Origin of the sequence: Indibacter alkaliphilus LW1 (assembly GCF_000295935.2) — a bacterium.
Classification (GTDB): Bacteria; Bacteroidota; Bacteroidia; order Cytophagales; family Cyclobacteriaceae; genus Indibacter; species Indibacter alkaliphilus.
In genome coordinates this window covers 452,678-475,463 of the sequence record NZ_ALWO02000052.1, presented here as the reverse complement: position 1 = coordinate 475,463, position 22,786 = coordinate 452,678, and the positions used below count along the sequence as shown (strand labels likewise).

The 22,786-nt window shown below is 40.6% G+C and carries 18 protein-coding genes and 1 tRNA gene; 7 read left to right on the top strand and 12 right to left on the bottom strand.

Going from position 1 to position 22,786, the window contains the following annotated elements; translation table 11 throughout:
- Window positions 1–9: 9 nt before the first annotated feature.
- Genes A33Q_RS20415 through A33Q_RS20385 form a run of 7 tightly spaced genes read right to left on the bottom strand, consistent with a single transcriptional unit; the run spans window position 10 to window position 9,294 of the window.
- Window positions 10–1,044: a cytochrome c oxidase subunit II gene (locus A33Q_RS20415; RefSeq protein ID WP_009032812.1), complete on the bottom strand. Its 1,035-nt coding sequence runs from the start codon at window positions 1,042–1,044 to the stop codon at window positions 10–12.
- Window positions 1,045–1,065: 21 nt separating this feature from the next.
- Window positions 1,066–2,352, bottom strand: coding sequence for a hypothetical protein (locus A33Q_RS20410; RefSeq protein ID WP_016255650.1), 1,287 nt, complete (start codon window positions 2,350–2,352; stop codon window positions 1,066–1,068).
- A 2-nt stretch (window positions 2,353–2,354) separates the two neighbouring features.
- Window positions 2,355–2,981: a c-type cytochrome gene (locus A33Q_RS20405; protein WP_009032813.1), complete on the bottom strand. Its 627-nt coding sequence runs from the start codon at window positions 2,979–2,981 to the stop codon at window positions 2,355–2,357.
- Between the two features lie 13 nt (window positions 2,982–2,994).
- Window positions 2,995–3,525, bottom strand: coding sequence for a DUF3341 domain-containing protein (locus A33Q_RS20400; RefSeq protein WP_009032814.1), 531 nt, complete (start codon window positions 3,523–3,525; stop codon window positions 2,995–2,997).
- A gap of 2 nt (window positions 3,526–3,527) precedes the next feature.
- Window positions 3,528–4,892, bottom strand: coding sequence for an NrfD/PsrC family molybdoenzyme membrane anchor subunit (nrfD, locus tag A33Q_RS20395; RefSeq protein WP_009032815.1), 1,365 nt, complete (start codon window positions 4,890–4,892; stop codon window positions 3,528–3,530).
- Between the two features lie 17 nt (window positions 4,893–4,909).
- Window positions 4,910–7,993, bottom strand: a complete 3,084-nt coding sequence (locus A33Q_RS20390) for a TAT-variant-translocated molybdopterin oxidoreductase (protein WP_009032816.1) — start codon at window positions 7,991–7,993, stop codon at window positions 4,910–4,912.
- Between the two features lie 38 nt (window positions 7,994–8,031).
- Window positions 8,032–9,294: a c-type cytochrome gene (locus tag A33Q_RS20385; protein ID WP_040490740.1), complete on the bottom strand. Its 1,263-nt coding sequence runs from the start codon at window positions 9,292–9,294 to the stop codon at window positions 8,032–8,034.
- A 370-nt stretch (window positions 9,295–9,664) separates the two neighbouring features.
- Between A33Q_RS20385 and A33Q_RS20380 the strand changes: the two genes are divergently transcribed.
- The 4 genes from A33Q_RS20380 (at window position 9,665) to A33Q_RS20365 (ending at window position 13,350) form a co-directional block, all read left to right on the top strand.
- Window positions 9,665–9,738 (top strand) — tRNA-Cys (locus A33Q_RS20380).
- Window positions 9,739–9,976: 238 nt separating this feature from the next.
- Window positions 9,977–10,552 (top strand): hypothetical protein, encoded by a 576-nt coding sequence (locus tag A33Q_RS20375; RefSeq protein ID WP_152527440.1) that lies wholly within the window; start codon window positions 9,977–9,979, stop codon window positions 10,550–10,552.
- A gap of 104 nt (window positions 10,553–10,656) precedes the next feature.
- Window positions 10,657–11,124, top strand: a complete 468-nt coding sequence (locus A33Q_RS20370) for a (2Fe-2S)-binding protein (protein WP_009032819.1) — start codon at window positions 10,657–10,659, stop codon at window positions 11,122–11,124.
- Window positions 11,125–11,127: 3 nt separating this feature from the next.
- Window positions 11,128–13,350, top strand: coding sequence for a xanthine dehydrogenase family protein molybdopterin-binding subunit (locus A33Q_RS20365; RefSeq protein ID WP_009032820.1), 2,223 nt, complete (start codon window positions 11,128–11,130; stop codon window positions 13,348–13,350).
- 75 nt (window positions 13,351–13,425) lie between these two features.
- Here the strand turns inward: A33Q_RS20365 and A33Q_RS20360 are convergent, their stop codons facing one another.
- Window positions 13,426–13,668, bottom strand: coding sequence for a hypothetical protein (locus A33Q_RS20360; RefSeq protein WP_009032821.1), 243 nt, complete (start codon window positions 13,666–13,668; stop codon window positions 13,426–13,428).
- 181 nt (window positions 13,669–13,849) lie between these two features.
- Window positions 13,850–15,613 carry a 30S ribosomal protein S1 gene (rpsA, locus tag A33Q_RS20355; RefSeq protein ID WP_009032822.1) on the bottom strand — a complete coding sequence of 588 codons (1,764 nt, stop codon included), beginning with the start codon at window positions 15,611–15,613 and terminating at the stop codon, window positions 13,850–13,852.
- 285 nt (window positions 15,614–15,898) lie between these two features.
- Here rpsA and A33Q_RS20350 point away from each other — a divergent pair, with 285 nt between their 5' ends.
- Entirely contained in the window at window positions 15,899–16,597 is a 699-nt protein-coding gene (locus tag A33Q_RS20350; protein WP_009032823.1) for a hypothetical protein, read from the top strand.
- 121 nt (window positions 16,598–16,718) lie between these two features.
- On the opposite strand, the gene A33Q_RS20345 is transcribed toward A33Q_RS20350, so the two are convergent.
- Window positions 16,719–17,738, bottom strand: coding sequence for a hypothetical protein (locus tag A33Q_RS20345; RefSeq protein WP_009032824.1), 1,020 nt, complete (start codon window positions 17,736–17,738; stop codon window positions 16,719–16,721).
- Window positions 17,739–17,857: 119 nt separating this feature from the next.
- On the opposite strand from A33Q_RS20345, the gene A33Q_RS20340 reads away from it, so the two are divergent.
- Together A33Q_RS20340 and A33Q_RS20335 are read left to right on the top strand one after the other, a co-directional pair.
- Entirely contained in the window at window positions 17,858–18,937 is a 1,080-nt protein-coding gene (locus A33Q_RS20340) for a 6-bladed beta-propeller (RefSeq protein ID WP_009032825.1), read from the top strand.
- A 167-nt stretch (window positions 18,938–19,104) separates the two neighbouring features.
- Window positions 19,105–21,099, top strand: coding sequence for a transglutaminase-like domain-containing protein (locus A33Q_RS20335; protein WP_009032826.1), 1,995 nt, complete (start codon window positions 19,105–19,107; stop codon window positions 21,097–21,099).
- A 5-nt stretch (window positions 21,100–21,104) separates the two neighbouring features.
- On the opposite strand, the gene A33Q_RS20330 is transcribed toward A33Q_RS20335, so the two are convergent.
- On the bottom strand, window positions 21,105–21,590 hold the full coding sequence (locus A33Q_RS20330) for a sugar phosphate isomerase/epimerase family protein (protein ID WP_262489369.1): 486 nt from the start codon (window positions 21,588–21,590) through the stop codon (window positions 21,105–21,107).
- Window positions 21,591–21,612: 22 nt separating this feature from the next.
- Window positions 21,613–22,740, bottom strand: a complete 1,128-nt coding sequence (locus A33Q_RS20325; protein WP_009032828.1) for a sugar phosphate isomerase/epimerase family protein — start codon at window positions 22,738–22,740, stop codon at window positions 21,613–21,615.
- Window positions 22,741–22,786 lie beyond the last annotated feature (46 nt).

Sequence of the window (22,786 nt, the reverse complement as noted above, 5' to 3'; positions counted from 1 at the left end):
ATTATTTAATTACTTATACTCGCTGATGGTAATTTCAGCCAACTCTTTCAATTCTTCTGGTAAATCTGAAACCAATGCAGGATTGTTAACAATGTATGGTTTTTGATCTGCCATCCATTTTCTAAATTCCTCTGGCTCAACTACTCGAATTTCTTTCCTCATTGCATTGTGACCTCTTCCGCAGATTTCAGTACAAGCAATTTCATATACAAATTCATCATTACCAGTCTCCCTCCTCATTTCGTCTGTTGTCTTGGTTGCGGTAAACCAAAAACGAGTAGGCATACCTGGCACTGCATCCATTTTCAACCTCATATGGGGTGCAAATACTGAATGCAATACGTCTCTAGCTCTGATTTTAAATAAGACAGGCTCTCCTTTGGGAATTACAACCACCGGAGAAGTAAAATCATCAAGTGAGTTTTTATCTGTAAAATCAACACCAGAAACATTTGTTGCAGATGTTAACCTATAGTCATGCTCACCCAGCGTATTATCCATACCTGGATATCGAACTTCCCAAGCAAACTGATAACCTAATATTTCAACTACATGTGAGTTTTCAGGAGCGGGAGCAGTGATATCTGACCAAGCTTTCCAGCCACCAATAACTAGCACCGTAAGCGCAATTGCAGGCACTATAGTCCAAATAACCTCCAATTTGTTATTATCCGGATAGAAAGCAGCCTTCCTTTTTTCATCATACTGATATTTGTAAGGAAACCAGAATAAAAGGACATGGGTAATAAGAAATACAACACCGGTCACTGCCATAGTAATCCAAAACAACCTGTCAGTTACCTCACCATGTTCGGAAGCGATGGGTAGTTGGTAATTGTCAAATTCTTTAATAGAGTACCAAAACATTAGAATAGTTGCTCCCACAAGAAAGAGAACAAACATCAAAGCATTGATTTTGTTGCTTCCGGAGGCAATCTTTTTGTCACTTCCTTTGACAACTGATACAAGTGTTTGGATCCTGTAGACCATCCAAATGATGGACATCAATAACAGAACACCAACAGCAATAAGAAATCCGTACATAATTTTTAACTTTTCGGATAATTAAATATGATGATGATAACTCTCCTCTAACATTGGATGGTTCTTAGCAACAAGTGGTTTCTTCGCTAATGCTCCCATTACTACTAAAGTAACTGCTGAAGCATACACCAACAACATTCCTATTTCCATCAAACCAAAACCTCCGTTTTGCCCAAGTGTTCCTGGCTGGACCATTAAGAAGAAATCAAACCAGTGACCAAGGATAATAAGTGAACAAACTACCTTCAAGAAGATTGCATGTCTTTTAGCATCTCTCGTCATAAGAACAAGGAATGGCAGGAAGAAGTTTAGCACTAGATTTACAAAAATGAACGGGCTGTACACGTCGCTTTCCAATCTTTCGACAAAGTAAACAGACTCCTCAGGAATATTGGCATAATAGATCAAAAGGAACTGAGAAAACCAGATGTAAGTCCAGAATATAGAAAAGGCAAAAACAAACTTTCCCATGTCATGGATATGGTTTTCATTTACCATTTCCAAATATCCTTTATCTTTCAGGAAAACTACTACTAATGTAATTGCAGATAGTCCTGCTACAAACCAAGAGGCAAAAACATACCATCCAAACATTGTAGAGAACCAGTGGGTGTCAATTGACATAACCCAATCCCAAGCGGAAATAGAAGAAGAAACTGCAAAGAAGATCAAAAACAAAGCCGACCAAGTCCTAATCTTTTTCCAGTAATCAGTTCCGCCATGAATATCCTCTTCATATGACAAGTTTTTAAGTTTGTTGAAAAAGAATACCCAAAAACCAAAGAAAACAACTAATCTGATCACAAAAAAGATTGGAAAACTTCCCTTCTCCATAGGCCAATAAAAATATCCGCCTTTTCCATCAATGATCTTATCATAATGAGAATCATTTGGATCAAATAGATCACTGTGTGTCCAATGGAAAATATCATGGTTGACAACAAAGAAACTTACTATCATCAAACCAGCTGCAAATGGCAACCAGTAACCAAAAGAAAGCATTACTCTCAGGATTCCAGCTGACCAACCTGCCTGAGCAGCATATTGTATAGCAAAGAAGAATACACCTATTATGGCAATCCCCGTAAAGTAAACATTGTTGATCCAGATATTGGCAAATAGCCTTTGATACCAATGATAAGCATGATCTCCACCTTCGGCATGATCATGACCACCCATCATGGCTGTAATAATACCTATGGCTAAAACCACGGCACCAATAACAAGTACCGTCATGATTGACTTCTTCAGCGCTGCTGTGAACTCAAATTTTTGATCCAAATTGTAGTTTGTAGTGCTATGAGCCATGATTATTGTTTCTGAATTTCTTGTTTAACATAGTGAACAATTTTCCAAATTCTCTCTTGTGGAATTTGAGAACCGTGAGCACCCATACGACCTTTACCTTTCATGATGACATGGAAAATATGGCCCTCAGGAAGATCTATGTAGGCACCACCTTTTAGGTTGGCAACACCACCGACAACTTCACCTGCTTTTCCATCTCCTTCACCACCTGCGCCGTGACAGGTTGCACAGTATTGCTGATAAAGAACTCTACCTGCTGCGATAACTTCGTCGGTTGCTTCTATTGGGCTTTTTAACTCAGCTGCTTTTTCTAGCTCAAATGCTTTAAGTCTATAAGGCAAATAGCCATTATTGTTTCTTGGAACAGTATTTTCTACAGGCTCCCTCATATTCATTCCATGAGGATTGTTAGGGTTACTGTTGAAAAACTCACCTTTACCGTCTTCACGGCTGGAAAGCCACTGTCCTTCGTCCTCATTTTTGATTTGGGTAAGAGGCTCATAAGCTACTGAATTATACATCTGGGGAGCGTATTCATATCCTGGATGATCTCCGGAAGCTCCACAGGATACAATTCCAAAGGCCAAACCGGCCAAAGCGATTGTATTTATGTAATGTCTGATTTTCATAACTTCTATTTACCTATTCAAAACTTTTTTTATTGACTTCAGTAGCACCTGAATCTTTAAGAACTTCTGCAAGCCTTTCTTCTCCTAATCCTGCATTGGTAGCTAAATCAATAGCCATTACATGTTTGTCATCAGTAATTCTATTGTCAAATATTCTGGCTTGTCCCCAAGGCTTAAGGTTACTAGAAACCATAAATACACCAACCATTCCGAAGGCTGCCAATAGTACCGTCAATTCGAAGGTTACTGGGATAAAAGCTGGAAAAGCAGCATGGTCTTTACCACCAATGATCATAGGCCAATCGATTTTCATCATGTAAAACTGCATAGTCAAAGCTAGGGTAGTTCCCAAAAGCCCGAACAAGAACGCAGCTATTGGAAGCCTGCTTCTTTTGTAACCTAAGACTTCATCCAATCCGTGAACAGGAAATGGTGAATATACTTCGTGGATTTTAACACCACTTTTTCTAATTCTGGTTACTGCGTCTAGCAATACATCCTCATCGTCAAACACCCCGAGGATGAAATTTTTATCTCTTTCCATGCTTATTTTGATTCTTTAGTGGATGAAGATTTAATGATAGATTTGATTTCGAACATGTTGATTACGGGGAAGAACTTCGCAAATAGGAAGAAAAGTGTAAAGAACAATCCGAAAGTGAAAAGGTAAACACCCACATCCGCCCATGTTGGATAAAACATTGCCCAAGATGATGGAAGGAAGTCTCTGTGTAGAGAGGTTACGATAATTACAAATCTCTCAAACCACATTCCTATGTTTACTATCAGGGATAGTATAAAGGTAAGTACTATTGAGGTTCTGATTTTCTTGATCCAGAACAACTGTGGAGAAATCACATTACAAGTCATCATAGACCAATATGCCCACCAATAGGGTCCAAACGCCCTATTGACAAAAGCGTACTGTTCTGCAGCAACTCCTGAATACCAAGCAATGAAGAACTCAGTAATATAGGCTATACCTACAATTGAACCTGTAATGATGATTACAATATTCATCAATTCTATGTGACCAATTGTGATATAATCTTCAAGTTTGAAAACTTTCCTGGTTACAATCATCAATGTCAACACCATAGCAAAACCCGAGAATATAGCCCCCGCCACAAAGTAGGGAGGGAAAATCGTGGTATGCCATCCTGGAATTACTGATGTCGCAAAGTCAAAAGATACAATGGTGTGTACAGAAAGTACCAATGGAGTTGCCAAACCGGCAAGAATCAAAGATACTGTCTCAAACCTGCTCCATGTTTTGGCGGCACCATCCCAGCCAAATGCCAACGCACTGTAAATGGTTTTTCTCAAACCTGTGGCCCTGTCTCGGATAGTAGCAAAATCGGGAATCAAAGCGATGTACCAGAATACCAACGAAACAGAGAAGTATGTAGAGATTGCAAACACGTCCCAAAGCAGCGGTGAGTTGAAATTAACCCATAGCGATCCGAATGTATTTGGAAGCGGAAGTGCCCAATAAGCTCCCAACCATGGACGCCCCATGTGTATGATAGGGAACATCGCAGCGCAGATCACAGCAAAAATTGTCATCGCCTCTGCAGCTCTGTTGATGGCCATTCTCCATTTCTGTCTGAAAAGCAACAAAACGGCTGAGATCAAAGTACCGGCGTGACCAATACCAACCCACCAGACGAAGTTGGTAATATCCCAAGCCCAACCGATGGTTTTGTTAAGACCCCACATACCTATACCTTCCCAAAGAGTAGCTGCCAAAGCAATAAATCCAAGACCTAAAGCACCTACTGAAACAAGAAGAGCCAAAAGCCATAACATACTTGGCTTTCCTTCTACCTGCCTGGAGATATCGTGGGTGACGTCTTTGAGGGTCTTCCCGCCGGTAATCAGCGGCTCACGTACGGATGAAGTAACTTGCATATCTTATAAAATTATTATTACGCTTCTGTTTTTTCCTTATTTCTGATTTTGGTAAAATACCAAACGTTTGGACTCACATTGATTTCCTCCAATACGTGATATGCTCTCTCTTCATTCACTTCCTTCAAGGCAGAAGTAGTGTTTTCTTCGATTTTAAGCATTTCGGTAATTTTACTGTTTGGATCATTCATGTCACCGAATACGATCGCATCAGTCGGACATGCTGTAGCACAAGCTGTGTTGATTTCTCCATCCTTGACTTTTCTAGCTTCACGCTTGGCGGTCAATTTACCGGATTGGATTCTCTGTACACACATAGAGCATTTCTCAATGACTCCTCTTGCTCTTACAGTTACATCAGGGTTCAAAACCATTTTACCTAAATCATCATTCTGAGCTACGTTCACAGCTGAGAAATCCTTATTGTCATGGTATTTGAACCAGTTAAATCTTCTTACTTTATAAGGACAGTTGTTGGCACAATACCTCGTACCGATACATCTGTTATAAGTCATTTGATTAAGACCTTCAGAAGAGTGCGTGGTGGCAGCAACAGGACATACAGTCTCACAAGGAGCGTTGTTACAATGCTGGCACATCATGGGCTGGAAAGTAACTTCAGGATTATCAGCAGCTCTTTCCAATTCGCTGTTTGAACTTGAACCTTCGGGAGAGCTGTAATAACGATCAATCCTGATCCATGCCATCTCTCTTCTGTTCAACACTTCCTGCTTTCCTACTACAGCAACATTGTTCTCTACTTGACAGGCTACCGTACAAGCACCGCAACCAATGCAAGAATTCATATCAATTGCCAATCCCCAGTGGTGTTGGCTGTATTTATGTCCTTTCCACAAAGAAACTTTTGAAGGTTTCATAAACTCACCTTCTTTATAAATTTGTGGTTTGTACCTACCAGCAGATGCATCTTCTTTGTAATCTGCTAATGTTGCTTCCTGAATCACAAACTCTCTGCCCATGTAAGTTTGATGGGTCTGTGTCTGAGCAATTTTATAGGAATCAGAAGTGATTTCAACAGTAACTCCTTCAGTGATATCGTAATTGGTAAAGCCTTTTGAGGCATCCAATAACGCGTAGGCATTTACACCAACACCGTCTGCAACCCTGCCGGACTTGGTTCTTCCATAGCCTAAGGCCAAACCTACAGTTCCGTCTGCCTGACCTGGCTGTACTAATACCGGTACGGTAAGAGATTTATCTCCAATGGTGATTTTAGCTTTCTTTGTAGCGCCTTCGACCATTTTCACTCCATTGTCTTTGGCCCATTTTTGAGAAACTGTCAGATAGTTATCCCAAGTTGCTTTGGAGATAGGATCAGACATTTCCTGCAACCAAGGGTTGTTGGAAAATGCTCCGCTACCAATTCCCACTTTGGTATAGATAGCTAATTCAGTACCTGGGTTATCAGCTTTGTAGGTTCTTCCTATCGCTGTAGCAGCGCTAGAAATATCTAAGTCTCCGCTGACACTCGAGCTTTCTGAATTTACAGAGTACACACCATTGTACAATGATCTGTCCCAGAACTCCTGAAAGTCGGAAGTTTCAGATTGATTCTCAAAAAGTGAAGTTCTCCAGTTATCCTGAAGGAAATCATAATAATTGCTGTCATCTCCAGCCCAAGCTAAGAAAGAATCTTGAGCCTGTCTGGTATCAAAAAGTGGTGAAATTGTCGGTTGAGATAAACTGTATTCGCCACTCCTTGGATTGAAGTCATTCCATGACTCCAAGTAATGGTGATCAGGAGCAATATATTGAACCTTGGAAGCCGTCTCATCCATAGAACCATTAGTAGCTACGGAAACTTTTGCTTTAGCTATTCCTTCCTCGATTTCTTCTCCTCTGGCAAAATCATAAACAGGATTACAGTTGTAGAAAACAACTCCTCCAACTCTACCAGCTTTTAGATCAGCGACAAATTTATTCATTTTATCGTCATCACCTTTTCTAAAGTAAGATGGCCTGGAGAAATCAACAGTAGCACCATTGTTATTTAATAGATCATTGATTGCGTTGATGACTATCTGAACATTTGGATCATTAGAACCGGAAACCACAATTGATTTCCCTCTATTAGCCCAAAGTTCATTTGCAGCCTGATCCAAGTGTGCTACTTCTACAGCAGCTCCGGAAGCAGATGCAGCACCCGCTTTTTTGGCAATAGCATTGTACAACGCCAAAACAGCCAAACCAGATTGTGAGGGCTTGACCGGAGTTCTATAATCAGCATTCGCACCAGTCAATGACAGATTAGATTCAAACTGAAAATGTCTTGACATGGTAGGACTTTCTTTGCTGATCTTTCTTCCTTTACCATATTGTCTGGCATATTCTATAGGTGAAATCCAAGTTCCTAAGAAATCAGCACCAAAGCTGACAATCACATTTGCTTTGTCAAAATGGTAAGTAGGAAGTCCCTGAACTCCGTAGGAAGTTTCAGCAGCCTTACGGATACCATAATTAGAAACAGGATCATAGGTAATGATTTCAGCGCCTCCAAAAGACTCAGCGAAAAGGTCTAAAGCTTTTTGTGTGGAAGGTGAAAGTACTGTATTGGTCACTATTTTTACAGTACCTGCTGAAGCAAGCTTTGATTTCACTTCAGAATCAAGGCTTGACCAATCAGCTTTTTCGCCGTTGATGTAAGGACCAGTCAATCTTTGTTTGTCATAAAGAGACAAAACTGAAGCTTCAACTATGGCGCTCACACCTTTACCATTGATTGGAGAAAGGTCATTACCGTCAATTTTTATAGGTCTACCTTCTCTTGTCTTTACAACAATGGAAGCATAATCACCACCTGAAGCAAAAGTAGATGCATAATAATTTGGTATAGAGGGATTGATGTCAACTGGTTTGTTGACATATGGGATAGCCTTTCTGACTGGAGCTTCGCAAGCCGCCAATGAAGCTGCTGCTAAACTGAATCCCATCAATTTGAGGAAATCTCTCCTAGAAGAACCTTCTTCACCACCAAGTACTGAGGGGGCTTCAGGAAATTCTCTTTCCGCATTTTTTACAAACTCAGGATCATTTGTAAGTTCCTCTAACCCTTTCCAATAGGTCTTTTTATTTTCCTTCATTTTATATTCAAGAAAAGTAAGTTCTGAATTTATTTAAATTAATAATGGCACTTCGCACATTCCAAGCCACCGATATCTTTCACTTTCAGTGCAGCTTTGGAATCACTATGTAATTGTACCAACTTATCGTAATATTCATTTCCGGCAGCTCGGATGTCTGTCTGTCTATGACAGTCAATACACCATCCCATAGTCAGGGAGCTGTGCTGATAGACTACTTCCATCTCTTCGATAGGGCCATGACAAGTCTGACATTCAACCCCACCTACAGCCACGTGCTGTGCATGATTGAAGTAGGACAGATCAGGAAGGTTGTGAACCCTTACCCACTCAATCGGCTGGTTGTTGTCAACAGCATTATAAATCTTCTGAATTTCAGGGGAAATACCATCCTTTCCATCGACATTTTGGATGTGCATGTGGCAATTCATACAAATATTTGCTGAGGGAATATTGGCTGATTTACCCAACTCTACACCCGTATGGCAATACTGACATTGCATTTCATATTGGCCTGCGTGAAGCTCATGGGAAAATGCAATAGGTTGCTTTGGAGCATATCCTTGCTGAACGCCGATAGTATAAAGTTCATCAATTGCTGTTTTGGCAACCAATGCTATCACAATGGTGGTAACTATTATAATAAATGCATCGGATTTGAAGATCTTGGCAAATTCAAATTTTTGATTGATGAACTGTTCATCGTCCTCTTCAAGCTTTTGCGTATTGAGATATTTGGTCAGAATAGAAATGATCAGTCCCAATACCACAAGAATTAGGAAAAGTACCAAAACCAATACCCCTAATATGATGGTAAGGTATTCACTTGGTACACCTGAACCACCAGCAGCAGCACCTTCGCCACTACCTCCATCAGCAGCCGCGGCGGAAGCATCTACTTTATCTCCATATTCTATGTATGCAAGGAGATTCATCAAGTCATCATCACCCAAAAACTCATGGGCAGGCATAGCCAATTGATTATACTCGTTGTAGATGGCGACTGCTTCGGCATCACCTGAAGCTATCAGAGCCTGGGAGTTTCTGATAAATCTTTTTGTCCAATCTATAGAATGACGGTCAGTAACACCTCTCAATGCCGGTCCGACATTTTTCTGGTCTAATCTGTGACATGTTCTACAGTTGGCGTTGAAAATCGACTTACCTGCTGCAACTGCTTCTTCAGCATCAGAAACATCAGGGTTAGCCGCAAAGACTTGTGTTCCTACACTCAGGAAAAATAGCATCACCAGGGTGCTAATTCTCAATGGAACACTTGATAACGAGCGTTTGATCGACATATTTATACTTAATTAAACAGTTTAATGCACGGTTTTTGAATAAACATTGCAAATGTACTACCCCAATTCTATTTTTCAAACTTGGATGTAATGCAAGCAAGTTTACTGTAAATATGCGCATTATTATTGTAAGTCTTTGTTTTACAGTTTTTTATAACTGTTGAATTTTACCTAAAATCAATTTAGAATCATTATAAATAAATCTATATTTGGTGATTGGTCGCCAAAGCTTATGACCTGTAAGAAAAACCGTATCACATTGGATTTTCTGATTTTTCTTTTTTGAAGAAAATCAGGCGATAAACATAATTTTTTAGTCTACTTTTGTATTAAAGGCGAATATCCATACATTTGCATTCCAATTAATCAAGGTCGCGTGGCCGAGTGGCTAGGCAGAGGTCTGCAAAACCTTGTACAGCGGTTCGAATCCGCTCGCGACCTCCAATTCAAAGCATCTCCTTTAGGGGATGCTTTTCTTTTTTCCTTACTTCAGGCAAGTTGCCAAAGAGCAGGATTTTTTCACTAAAACTGCCCCACCATTAACAGATAAAAGTACTTGGCTGAGGCTTGACACAGTAGTTAGGATCACACAATTAATAATCCGTAAAGCCTAATCACTCAATTGCAGGCTTTTAAGACAGATATATTGGTTAATTTTCATCTAGACTTAATGATCTGGACAATGAAAAAACTGGCCTTTACCATTTCAATATTATTTATTTTCACATCCTGTGAACTTGTAGAGGAATTGTTAAACACTTCCTATTCGACAACGTTCAAAGAATCTTTTGATGTCCAGATACCTGCTGGAGATTACACAGAGGATTCTCCGTTTTTGATACTGAAAGAGGAGGATATAGATTTAACTGACGATGAATTCCCTCAAGAAGTCAGAACAGGTGTTTCTGAGTTGCTGGACATCCAATTCCGTTCCGTTTTGCTGCTTTTTGAAGGGCAGTTGACATCAGAAAATGAAAAATTATTGGAAAATCAAGGAGTAATCAGTGGAACAATCCTTTTTTCAAATCCTGAAGACCCAACACAAAACGTAGAGGTCGTGGTACCTCCTGTTTCTTCATTGAATACGGAACCCGTAAGTCTTCCACTTCCTGATAATGTGGCCAATTCCATTACGCAACTGTTTTTGGAAAGCCCACGAATACAGTTCATCATGAATCTCAGGTATGTAGGCCCTGCTCCATTTGAAGGAGAAGTAATCATGGAAATTCCCATGGATATTTCCATAGGCTTGATTTGATAAGTTTTTTATGCTAATGGTCAAAAGTTAAGCCCATCCGTACTAAACCTTTTGGATACCGCCTTGATAATCCCTAATTTATCAAGAGACTAATTTGACCTATCATGGCAATCAAACTAAAAGTCAATGGTGTATCCCTAACCATTGAAGCAGATCCTGAAGAGCCTCTTTTGTACATTTTAAGAGAGGAATTTGGATTTAATGGAGCCAAATTCGGTTGTGGACTACAACAGTGTGGCACGTGTATGGTCTTGGCAGATGGTGAAGCACTAGCTACATGTGTTCAGCCCTGCCAAAACTTTGAAGGGATGGAAATAATCACCATTGAAGGGCTTTCCGAAGGAGACAAGTCCCACCCGCTTCAAGAGACTTTTTATTCAGAACAGGCTGCACAGTGCGGTTATTGTGTCAATGGCATGCTCATCGCAGCACTGGCACTACTCCGAAAAAACCCAAAACCCAATGATGAAGAAATCAGGCTTTCATTAGACAAAGTAATTTGTCGATGTGGCACGCACAGCAGATTTATCAGTGCTGTGAAAAAAGCTGCTGACCAAAACTCAAGATTTTAGGCCATGGAACCCTTAAAAACAAACAGAAGAGGATTCATCAAAGCAACAGGGCAACTTTTGATAGGCTTCAATTTATTCCCCCTTACTTTTTGTGGGACAAAAGAAGGAGATGGCTACGCAATTTCCCCATATCAAGGAATACCGGAAAGGCCGCATGTAGACCGAAGCCTGATTGATTCTTGGATTCGCTTGGATGCAGAAGGTCATGTTACCATTCTTACAGGAAAACAGGAGCTTGGACAGGGTATACGGACTGCACTTATGCAAATTGCAGCAGAAGAGCTAGATGTAAATATGGATATCTGCCATATTATCAATGGAGATACGGGACAAACAGCCAATGAGGGCTACACAGCAGGAAGCAACTCTGTGGAAGGAAGCGGAAAAGCCATCAGGGAGGCTGCTGCTGAGGCAAGAGAATTTTTGGTCAAAAAAGCAGCTTCTGATTGGGGTACTAAAGTCAATGAAATAAATGTACAGAACGGAATAATTTACGGCCCGAATGACCAGAAAACAAGTTATTGGGAATTGGTGGATGGGAATTTCTATGAAGCAAAAGTATCTGGAAAAGCAAAAGAAAAAGAACCTAAAGACCATCAAATTGTAGGTAAAGCAATACCTCGGGAAGACATTAAAAACCTGGTAAAAGGAGTTGCTCATTTTGTACATGATCTCAGACTGCCTGGCATGGTGCATGCACGCGTGCTTCACCCGCCCTCCTATTCATCTCAAATCATCAAAACAGACCTTTCTTCTGTTAATGAAATGCCAGGTGTCCTGAAGGTAATTCAAAACGGTAATTTTCTGGCTGTAATCGCCACAAGAGAATATCAAGCAGTCAAAGCTTGGCAAAAGCTCAGAGAAGTAACTGACTGGGAGGCAAAAAATATTAATATTCTTCCCGAACAGCTTTTTGACGACATGATAAAAAGCTCTGAAAAAGCTGAGCTAATTGAGGACAGTCCCGGTATAACTCAACAAATCCGGCAATCTCTGCAAAAGCTAAAGTCTACATACATGAGACCCTATCACATGCACGGTTCTACAGGTCCTTCTTGTGCACTTGCCAAATGGGAAAACAACCAGCTTACAGTCTGGTCGCCGACTCAGGGTGTATATCCGCTTCAGGTCACCTTAGCGGATCTTTTTGATTTGGAAACAGAAAATATCAGATGCATAGGAATGCCCGGATCGGGATGCTATGGGCACAACGGTGCAGATGATGTATCGGCAGAGGCCGCTCTGGTTGCCAAAGCCTATCCTAAGGCTCCTGTCAGGCTCCAATGGATGCGGGAAGATGAGCATATGTGGGAGCCTTATGGCTCTGCTATGCGGATAGAGCTTGAAGCCGGTATAGATCAAGAAGGCTTGGTTACAGCTTGGGATACACAAATCTGGTCTGACACCCACAGCACCCGTCCCAGAGGTGATGCCGGGCATTATATTTCTGCCAGGCACTTGGAAGAACCCTTTGAATTTAAAAAAGGGAATTTCTCAGGTGGGGCCTACAGGAATGCCACACCTTTATATAACATATCATCGAAAAGGTTACGCTTGTATAACTATGATGGGCCTTTGCGCACATCAGCATTAAGAGGACTTGGGGCCTATGGAAACATATTCGCATTGGAATCATTTATGGACGAAATGGCGAACCTTGCAGCAGTGGATCCATTGGAATTCCGAAAAAACAATCTGGACGACCCACGTGCAATTGCAGTATTGGACAGATTGGCCAAGGAAAGCAATTACCATAACCGAATCCAACAAAGCAATACAGGTTACGGATTAGCCTTTGCCAAATATAAAAATTCCGCTGCCTACTTTGCTGTGCTGGCAGAGGTAGAAATCAACCAGGAAAATAAGAGCTTTCACCTCCAAAAACTAACCGGAGTTATTGACGCAGGCCAGTGCATCAACCCTGATGGGCTGATCAATCAAACTGAGGGCGGAATGATACAATCTGCCAGTTGGACATTATTGGAAGAAGTAAAATATGATGAAAAAGGAGTCTTGAGTAAAGACTGGATCACCTATCCAATCTTGCGCAGCAAAGAGACCCCCGAAGTAATAGTCCATATCATCAACCGTCCTGAGGAAAAACCACTTGGAGCTGGGGAGGCAGCCCAAGGTCCGGTTGCGGCGGCTATTGCCAATGCTGTTTTTGACGGAACAGGAACAAGGGTGAGGGACTTGCCAATTAAGGCTGAGAAGATTGATTGGTAAAAAACTGAATCTTTCTCTTTAGAGATCAGCCCACAAATGATTGGACCTTTGTTATTCCACTTTTCAAAAACCCATTCATTTTCTTTGCAAGTGCAACTTATAAAAAGTGATGTAATCCTGTTCTTCTCCAAGAAAATCATCATCACGGACCGCATAAAAGGGTTTATCCCAAGCTTCAATGTTAAGGATCGCCCCAATTTTATAAGGCACTACTATTTCATTTGAAAGTGTAGAATCCTGAAGAACTATTTTCATAACCTTATTCTGGAAATTACATATTATCCCCCAAAAACGCCCTACATAGTTCTTTTTTATCATGTTTTGAATTTATCCTTTTTAGTAAAATCAATCAGGTAAAAAAATAATCCTTCGATGTTTCTAAATCCTCATAGGATATATGAAAAGACACAAAAAAAGTGGCCGCCTTTCAGCAGCCACTTTTGTCATATACTACTTAACTCATCTTGTTTCTTGAGTCTAGTATCTTGCTTCTAGAATTTTATTTCTTTCCGCCTTCCATCTTCTCCTTCAACTCAGCAAGAGCGTCAAGATCTCCAAGGGTTGATTTCTCTTCCGGAGTGCTTTCTGCTTTCTTCTTAGGAGTTGCTTTCTTAGGAGCTGGAGCTACTTTCGCTTCTTCCTTGAACATTGCTGTATGAGAAAGTACAATTCTCTTGTCTTCTTTAGAGAATTCAGTTACTCTAAAGTCCAAAGATTCACCTACTTCTACAGAAGATCCGTCTTCTTTCTCAAGGTTTTTGTTGGTTGCGAAACCTTCCAAACCATAAGGAAGCTCAAGAACTGCTCCTTTGTCATTTTTGGAAACAACAGTACACTTATGTACAGAACCTACAGGGAATACGGATTCGAAAGTATCCCAAGGATTTTCTTCCAATTGCTTATGACCCAAGGCAAGTCTTCTGTTGTCTACATCAAGTTCCAATACAGCTACATCCAACTCATCACCTACTTTCACAAACTCAGAAGGGTGTTTGATTTTCTTAGTCCAAGAAAGGTCAGATACGTGAACCAAACCATCTATACCCTCTTCCAATTCAAGGAAAAGACCGAAGTTGGTCAAGTTTCTTACCACACCTTTGTGCTTGGTTCCCACAGCGTACTTAGCGGCCATGTCACCTTTTGTCCAAGGATCTTCAGTTAGTTGTTTGATACCTAGAGACATTTTTCTTTCGTCTTTGTCCAAGGTCAATACAACTGCTTCGATTTCGTCACCTACTTTTACAAAGTCAGCTGGGTTTCTCAAGTGCTGAGACCAGCTCATTTCAGAAACGTGAATCAAGCCTTCCACACCAGGAGCAAGCTCAAGGAATGCACCATAATCTGCTACATTGACGATCTTACCTTGTACTTTGGAACCAACTTCAAGGTCAGCAGACAAAGCATCCCAAGGATGAGCTGTCAATTGCTTCATACCCAAAGAAATTCTCTTCTTGTCATCATCAAAATCAAGAACAACAATCTGAACTTTGTCATCAAGATTAAGTACTTCTTCCGGATGGTTGATTCTGCCCCAAGAGATATCAGTAATGTGAAGCAAACCATCAACACCACCCAAATCGATAAATACACCAAAGTTGGTCATGTTTTTGATCACACCTTCAAGTACTTGACCTTTCTCAAGGTTGTTCAAGATCTCAGCTTTTTGCTTCTCAAGATCTTTCTCGATCAAGACTTTGTGAGAGACTACTACGTTATCGTTAGAGTGGTTGATTTTCACCACTTTCACTTCCATTTTCTTACCCACATAGATATCAAAATCTCTGATAGGCTTCACATCAATCTGGGATCCTGGCAAAAATGCTTCTACGCCGTAGATGTCCACTATCAAACCACCTTTGGTTCTCCTTTTCACAAGACCTTCGATGATGTTATCATGTTCTAGGGCATCTTCGATATCCTGCCATGCGCGTACCATTCTGGCTTTCTTTCTGGAAAGCACCAACTGGCCCAATGCATTCTCCTGCTCTTCGATAAACAATTCCACTTCATCACCGATCTTAAGATCAGGAAGGTCACGGAATTCAGAAACAGGAACCAATCCATCAGATTTGAAGCCGATATTGATGATCACATCTTTGTCATTGATACCTACTACAGTACCTTTGATGACTTCTTTTTCTGTGATTTCATTCAGAGTACCTTCGTAAAGGGCCTCCATTTCAGCTCTTTTTTCCTTGGAATAGCCTTCACCAAATCCTTTGGTGTCGAAATCGTCCCAGTTAAAATCTTTTTGATTTGACATAATATTTTACAACTCTGACTTTCAACAATCCTAGAGTCATCGGATTGAGGTTTTTGTTTTTAGATAAAGTCCCTGATTTTCAAGCGCAAGGACCCCGTTCACCCGAACGGATTGCAAAGGTAGGAATTTTTATCAAAAATAGAATTTACAGTAGCAAAAATCGCAAGGGACTTCCAAGCTTTTTCCCGATATTCAAACAAGATTTCTAACTTGGTTTGGAAACTAATCTTATTGAGGTCAAAAGTAAAATGAAGTAATTTGAAAGTTTACAAAACCCCAAGACCTATGAAAGCCTTTTTAACTCTTTCAATTATCTTCTTATTAAGTACGGAGCTTTCCGGTCAACAATGGGGCTTAGGTTTTCAAAGTAACCTGGGATTTCCTGTTGGTAAGCTTAAGGAGGGTTCGCCGGGAATTGTTATCCCCGAATTCAGCACTGTTGGATATTATGAATTCTGGAACCTTCCTATCAATCTTGGACTGAGTATTGGCTATGGAATCTATGGCACTGAGCTCGAAAAAAGAAGGGATTTATATGCAGGATTCAATGACCAATTGAGGCTAAGGAGAAATAATAATTCTCTTACTATCATGGCCTTGTTTAGGTACTTACCGGAAGTCAGTTGGAAGCTCAAACCATTTGTAGAGTTACAAGGTGGAACAAACTACCTTTATACCAGATATAAAATCTCAGAAAGCAGATTTGAAGAGCCTATAGAAGAAGGGAGGGATCACGCAGACTGGATTGGTGCTCTAAGATTTGGAGGAGGGTTTAAAATCCCCTTTAAAAATCCTGAATTTGGTTTTTTTGAATTTAAAGTGATCTACCAGGAAACTAAGCCAGTTGAATATCTTCGCAGGGGAGATGTAGAATTTGTACCGGATCGAGATGGCGGTCAATTCAACTTTCAAGTCAGAAAATCAAATTTTAATTTTATCCAACCGGGAATTGGGTTCGTCCTCTATTTTCATGAAGAATTTTAGAATAAATGGTTCATTGGCACAGTACTTGATCAATTTCTAAGTACTAAACCAACTATTAATTCATAAAAAAAGGACTGTGGCCTAGGCCGCAGTCCTTTTCTTTTTTTTAGATCAATAAACATTATCTGGCAAAAAGACCTAAAATCAAGTAGGTAGTCAAGTTTGTTGTGCTCAGATCCTGTGTTGGGTCATGCACTACAAAGAAACCTTCGTAATTTCTGGTCAATTCATTGAAAGAAATCTCTAAATCATTGCTTGCAGAAACAGTACCTCCATTCCCTGTAAGCATAGCTGCAAATATATCACCATTAGGCGTCTCATCGTATGGAGTACCGTTAGGAGTAGTGGAAGGATCAGCTGCATCATGAGAGTGTACCGGATACATTTCCCCATCCAAAGTGTTGTCCAATGTAACTGTTACTCTTGAGGTACCATCAACTCTCTCCTCTACAGTTATCTTAGCCATCAAGTCTCTAGGGTGCTCACCTTGATAGGCAATGTCAGGGTTATCTAAAACCTGACCTTCATTAAAGGCATAATCGAATTCAACGGTTCTAAGTGTAGGCGTAGCTTCAGGCAGATCCTGAGCAAAAATACCCAAGACCAGGTATGTGGTCAAATCAGTAGTACTGATTGCCTGAGTAGGGTCGTGTACAACAAAGAAACCTTCGTATTCATTGATCAGAAAATCATAGCTCACGTTCGTTTCTACAGACCTACTTCCAGACCCATTGGATATTGTGATCATACCTGCAAAAACATCACCATTTGGAGTCTCATTATAAGGAGTCCCATTTGGTGTAGTAGATGGATCAGCAGCATCATGGGCATGCACTGCATATTCCAATCCGTTAATTCCATTTTCCAAAGTTACTGTTACTCTAGCCATTCCGTTTTCCATTTCCTCGATGTCGAGTCTGGCCGAAAGGTTTCTTGGATGGTCACCATCTCCATCGCCATCGTATGCTGTTCCCGGATTGTCAAGCAACTGACCTTCATTGAATCCGTATTCAAAGGACTCCATTCCCGGCATACTTGGCATTGGTTCCATTTCATCATCATTACAAGATGAAAAAGCAAAACTTGCTGCGGCAATAAAAAGGGCCGTTGCAAATCTGTTTAGTTTTGTTAAATTTTTCATAAGACTTAATAGTTGGTTTTAACTTATTTGAAAAGAGCTACGACCATCAAAGCCTTATTGGATTGACTGATTTAATATTTTTTTATAAAAAATGACCTTTTGGCTTAAATTCCGGAAATATGAAAAAGCATTGCTTTAGATTGAAAAGTCAAATTATGCCCAATGACAGAAGAGCATTCCTCAAACTTACTGCCCTGACCGGACTAGCCATGACATTAAAACCCAATCTTTCCTATTCCTATTCTAATGACTTAATAATTGGTCATGGGGATTTCAAATATAAAGTAGATCCTTCCTGGGGAAATTTAGATCCGGCCAAAACTCCTGTTCAAAACTGTCACGAAATGGTTATGGACAAAAAGGGCCGGCTATTTATGGTGACTGATGAACCCAAAAACAACATCATCATCTACAACCAGTCAGGTAGATTATTGAGCACCTGGACACTGAATTTACCTGCAGCCCATGGCTTAAGCATGGTCAATGAAGGAGGTGAAGAATTTTTATGGATTGTGGACAATGGAGGCAGGGTGATCAAGACTGACCTGAATGGCAAAATCATCACTGAAATTACCTCTCCACATAAAGAGGGGATCTATAAAGAAAAAATGCCATGGGTTCCTACCGAAACCTGCGTTGCCCCAAATGGCGATTTATACATTTCGGATGGCTACGGTTCTCAATTTATATTGCAGTATGACCCAAAAGGCAAATTTATCCGAAAATTTGGCGGTGATGGACATGGCGATGCACAGTTCAAAACAGTTCACGGAATCGCAATTGACCAACGCAAAGGCGCTAACCCGACCTTACTCTGTACTTCCCGTGGACACAATTCTTTCAAAAGATTTACCCTGAATGGAAAATACTTGGAAACCCTATTTTTACCAGGTGCATTTGTATGCAGACCTGTCTTACATGGAAACAACCTGTATGCTGGAGTCTGTTGGTCCCGCTCCAAGTATCTTGAGCAAATGGACAATTCAGGTTTTGTCACCATACTGGATGAAAATAATAAAGTCGTATCCAATCCCGGGGGTACTGAGCCAAAGTACCTTGATGGAGAATTACAGTTGATGGTCCAAAAAGAACCTGTTTTCAAACATTGTCATGATGTGTGCATAGACCAGGATGAAAACCTCTATGTCTGCCAATGGAATGCTTCTAAAACATACCCCATAAAACTCAACAGAATATAAATCTACTTCAGAACTATAAGCCATATCATCGGGATAAACGCTAGGCTCCTACGTATTCTCATCCAATTCTGCATTTTCAATATCTGCTTGTTGATTTCCTGTGATATTTTTTAATTTAGAAAAAAAGACCTTAATCCTGGTTTGTTAGGTTAGAAAATGAATGAAAAATGAGTTTTAAAAAAGCTGACATTTTGAATCTCTTGGCGCTGTATGTTTTTCTGAGCTTGACTGGAAATCTTTGTGCTCAGGATACCCAAGTTGAAATGGAAGACATGTTGGAAAAAGCCGATATTGACGGTTTATCCAAAATCTTTGTTATTGTGAGTCCTTTAAGTGGATTTCCTGAAATGCAATCTTACCAAAGCCTGAACTATGCAACAGAAATCAGGAAGATAGAAGATGGAAGAGTGGAAATCATCAATACATTGGCAAATCAAATGCCGAACCCTAAAGATGCATTTCCATTGAGAAACATTCCAAACTCTCTGGACAAACGCTACCTTTCCCCAAGTCCAAAAATAGAAAGTAAAGATCCCAGGATCCAAAGTCTTGCTGAGGAAATACTCACCAGACTCGATGACCCTAACACCAAAGATGTTGTTTATGAGGTCTTGAGGTGGAATAGAGGACATCTTTTCTGGGGTAACCCAAACGAAGTACCTTCTGCCATTGAATCCTTTGAAAATCAAACGGTGAATTGTATAGGATTTACTCATTTACCAGCTGCCATCTTGAGACACCTTGGGATACCCGCTAGAACCGTACGTACATTTATTGCACGGCCTGATCAAAACAGACTGATTCCACATTATTTATTGGAAGTCTATTTCCCTTCCCTTGAAGGATGGATTACATATGAACCACAGGGCCCTGGGATGCCATTTATTGAAAATATTGTACTGTATACCCATCACGATTGGGATGTAGAGGGCCAAAAAATATTTAGGCCTCTCTCAAGGGACATGAATATTACTGTATCTGGAGGAGTGGACGCCAGTATTCCCAATCCTGACCTTAGCCCACCTGAATTGATTTCTCTTGATTTTTCACCTTCCCATTTTGATCGGGACCAAGGACATGAACAAGTCTTGGTAACGCTTAATGCCCGAGATTTAGAATCTGGTGTCGATGAAATCAGAATTGATATGCAAGCCCCTGACTTTTCAGGCCCTGGTAAATCACTCTTTTTCCACCTGAAGGATGGAGATGAATTTGAGGGCACCTTTACTGCACAACTGGGTTGGAACATGCAGACTGCCAACCACGCCCGGGAATACCGAGTCAGCAGAATGAGGATGTCCGACAACCTTGGCAATGTCAGAGAATATCAAGCCAAACACTTGGAGGAGAAGGGATTCCCTACTGGAGTAACTTTGGAGACCTGGACTGCCTTGGACGACGCTCCCCCTGAACCAGTTTATATTTCTCCTTTTTTCCCGGAAAGAGTCCCCGCAGCTCCCAATGGCCTCCATTATACCTTCTTTTATACTGTTTCGAAAACTTCCAGCAATGCAGAGGGCGGAATCAGCACGACAACGGACTTTGTTCATAATGAGGGGGTACAAGTAAGGGCTTCTTCTACAGGAAGCTTTAGGAGTGGACAATACTTTATTGGTTTCCATTACCCCCAATATGTTCCTCCTCACCATCCTTATGGCAAATACCAAATGAATTCCTATTATCTCCGTGGACCCAATGACCGTCAGTTCAATATATTGCCGAGAAACTTCAATCAAGAGTTGATGAACTATAGCTTTGAACTGGTAAAGGATGTGCCCATGTACTCTGGGCCGGTAGAGATCGAATCAATTATCATTTTTTCACAGAAAGACGGTCAGCTCAGCAGCAATCAAGACATGGTGTTGATACAAACTTCCGGGGCAATTTCTCCCTTGAATGAAAAACCACAGGAAACTGACCAATCTTTTCGGATGTTTTTTGAAACCATGGATGGAAAAAAAGTCAACAATAGGAGATCAGTGTGTAGCAGAAGGTTTGGATCTCACCACTTGCTTTTCAGGTCAAATGGGCCAAGAGATACTCCTGTGAGAATTGAGCGGATTGAATTGGATGACAAGGAGGGAAACACACATGTATTCTACATGAAAGATCTCCAAAACAAAATTCTTAAAACCATTCCGGAATATATGGTACTTGACTGAAGTTTTCACCCCAATAAGGCCAAAGCCTTTCTTATCGCTTTCATGTTAGTCTGAAGGGCTGGGGCATCATCCATTTGATTCAATTCCTGATTGAATGGCTCAGTGCGGACAGGACCATCATAACCAATGTCTACCAATCCCTGCAAAAAGCTTTTGAGATCAATTACTCCTGTGGCAAGGGGCAGCTCTCGCTTACCATCCACCTGGGTTTCTCTGGTAAAACCTGATCTTGCGTCATTGATATCTACCACGACGACTTCAGAGGGACTGAGGCTTCGGATATCTTCAATATTTTCATTGGCACAATACCAATGGAAAGAATCCAGAACAAAGCCCACATTTTGCTGTCCCGTGGTAGCAATAAGGTCTCTACACTCTTCCATGGTGGAAATAAAAGGATACCGATTTTGATTGAGCATGGTGCGCATCCCGAGATATTCCAACCCAAACTTGATTCCATGATCTTGCATTACTTGGGCACATTCTCCCAGCCTTTTAGGATTTTAATGAAAACTATAGACCAAGCTCTTCTATGTTTACTTCCTTAATATTTTTTATGCTAAAATCCTTCAAAGGCAAAATCTCCTTCTCAGGATAGACAAAGCCATTATCTGTAAGTGGGTAAAGTAAGGGTGCGAGATTTTGAACAGCCGCTTTGCAGCCTTGAACCACAGCCCCCAAGTTTCCTGTTTGTTTGGAAAGTTTAGCTTCATTTTCTATTTCAAAAGGTCCGGCAAAATTCCTTTCTTTTAACGTATCCACAAACTTTCTCCAATCCATACTATCTCCAAGACCGAAGCCAGGGAGCGTGGCTTCATAATGATGTCTGTCCCATTCATTGGTACTGTAAGGAATACCTGATTTTTCTGCCCACTCCGGTTTCACTTTTTGCATAGGATACATATTCCCCCAATATGGATCCGAATTATTTCTGGTTGATTTTACGTGTACCCTTTTGAGCCTTGCCATTTCAGTATGTTCAATGACCGAAACTGGGTCTGTTTGCTGCCAGATATCATGGGATGGATCATATATTTCCCCGTGATTTGGACTTGGAATAAGTTCGTACATGATTTTTCTTGCAGCCAGTACACCTGGGAGGTTGTTATAAGTGGTGCTATAACCCGAAGACCTCCATCCTTCCATGGGACAGTTTTCATAAAGAATACTGACTCCAAGATCTTCTGCATACTTTATTATAGGTGTAAATACTCTTTGATATTCTTCCAGGTTTTTTTCAAAACCATTTTCTTGAATACCCAGTTCGTGATTGTAGCCTACAAATGTCCCGACTTTGACATCATTTTCATCCCCACCTAGCAGATATGCCATTCTTATCAATTTGAGCAGGTGATTTTGATTTTTTACTCTATGCTCAGGATCTCCTCCAATTAAATTGTCAAAAGCCCCAATGGAAAGTCTAAGCTTGGCTACATTGAATTTGTCCAGAATTACCTTTGCCTCCTCAGGTCCAAAGTTTTCATAATCCAAATGAGTAGCAACAAAATCATCCCTTGTCCCATCTCTTCTGAAAACACAAAGGTCTAAACCTTGAACACCTATTTCTTTAGCCTTTTCAATGGTCTGATCAAGATTGAGTTGATCAAAAGCAGAGGTCATGATCCAAATTTGGTTGTTCATAAATATTCTTGTTTATTAATTTCATTTTTGGGTTAACTGCAATTTA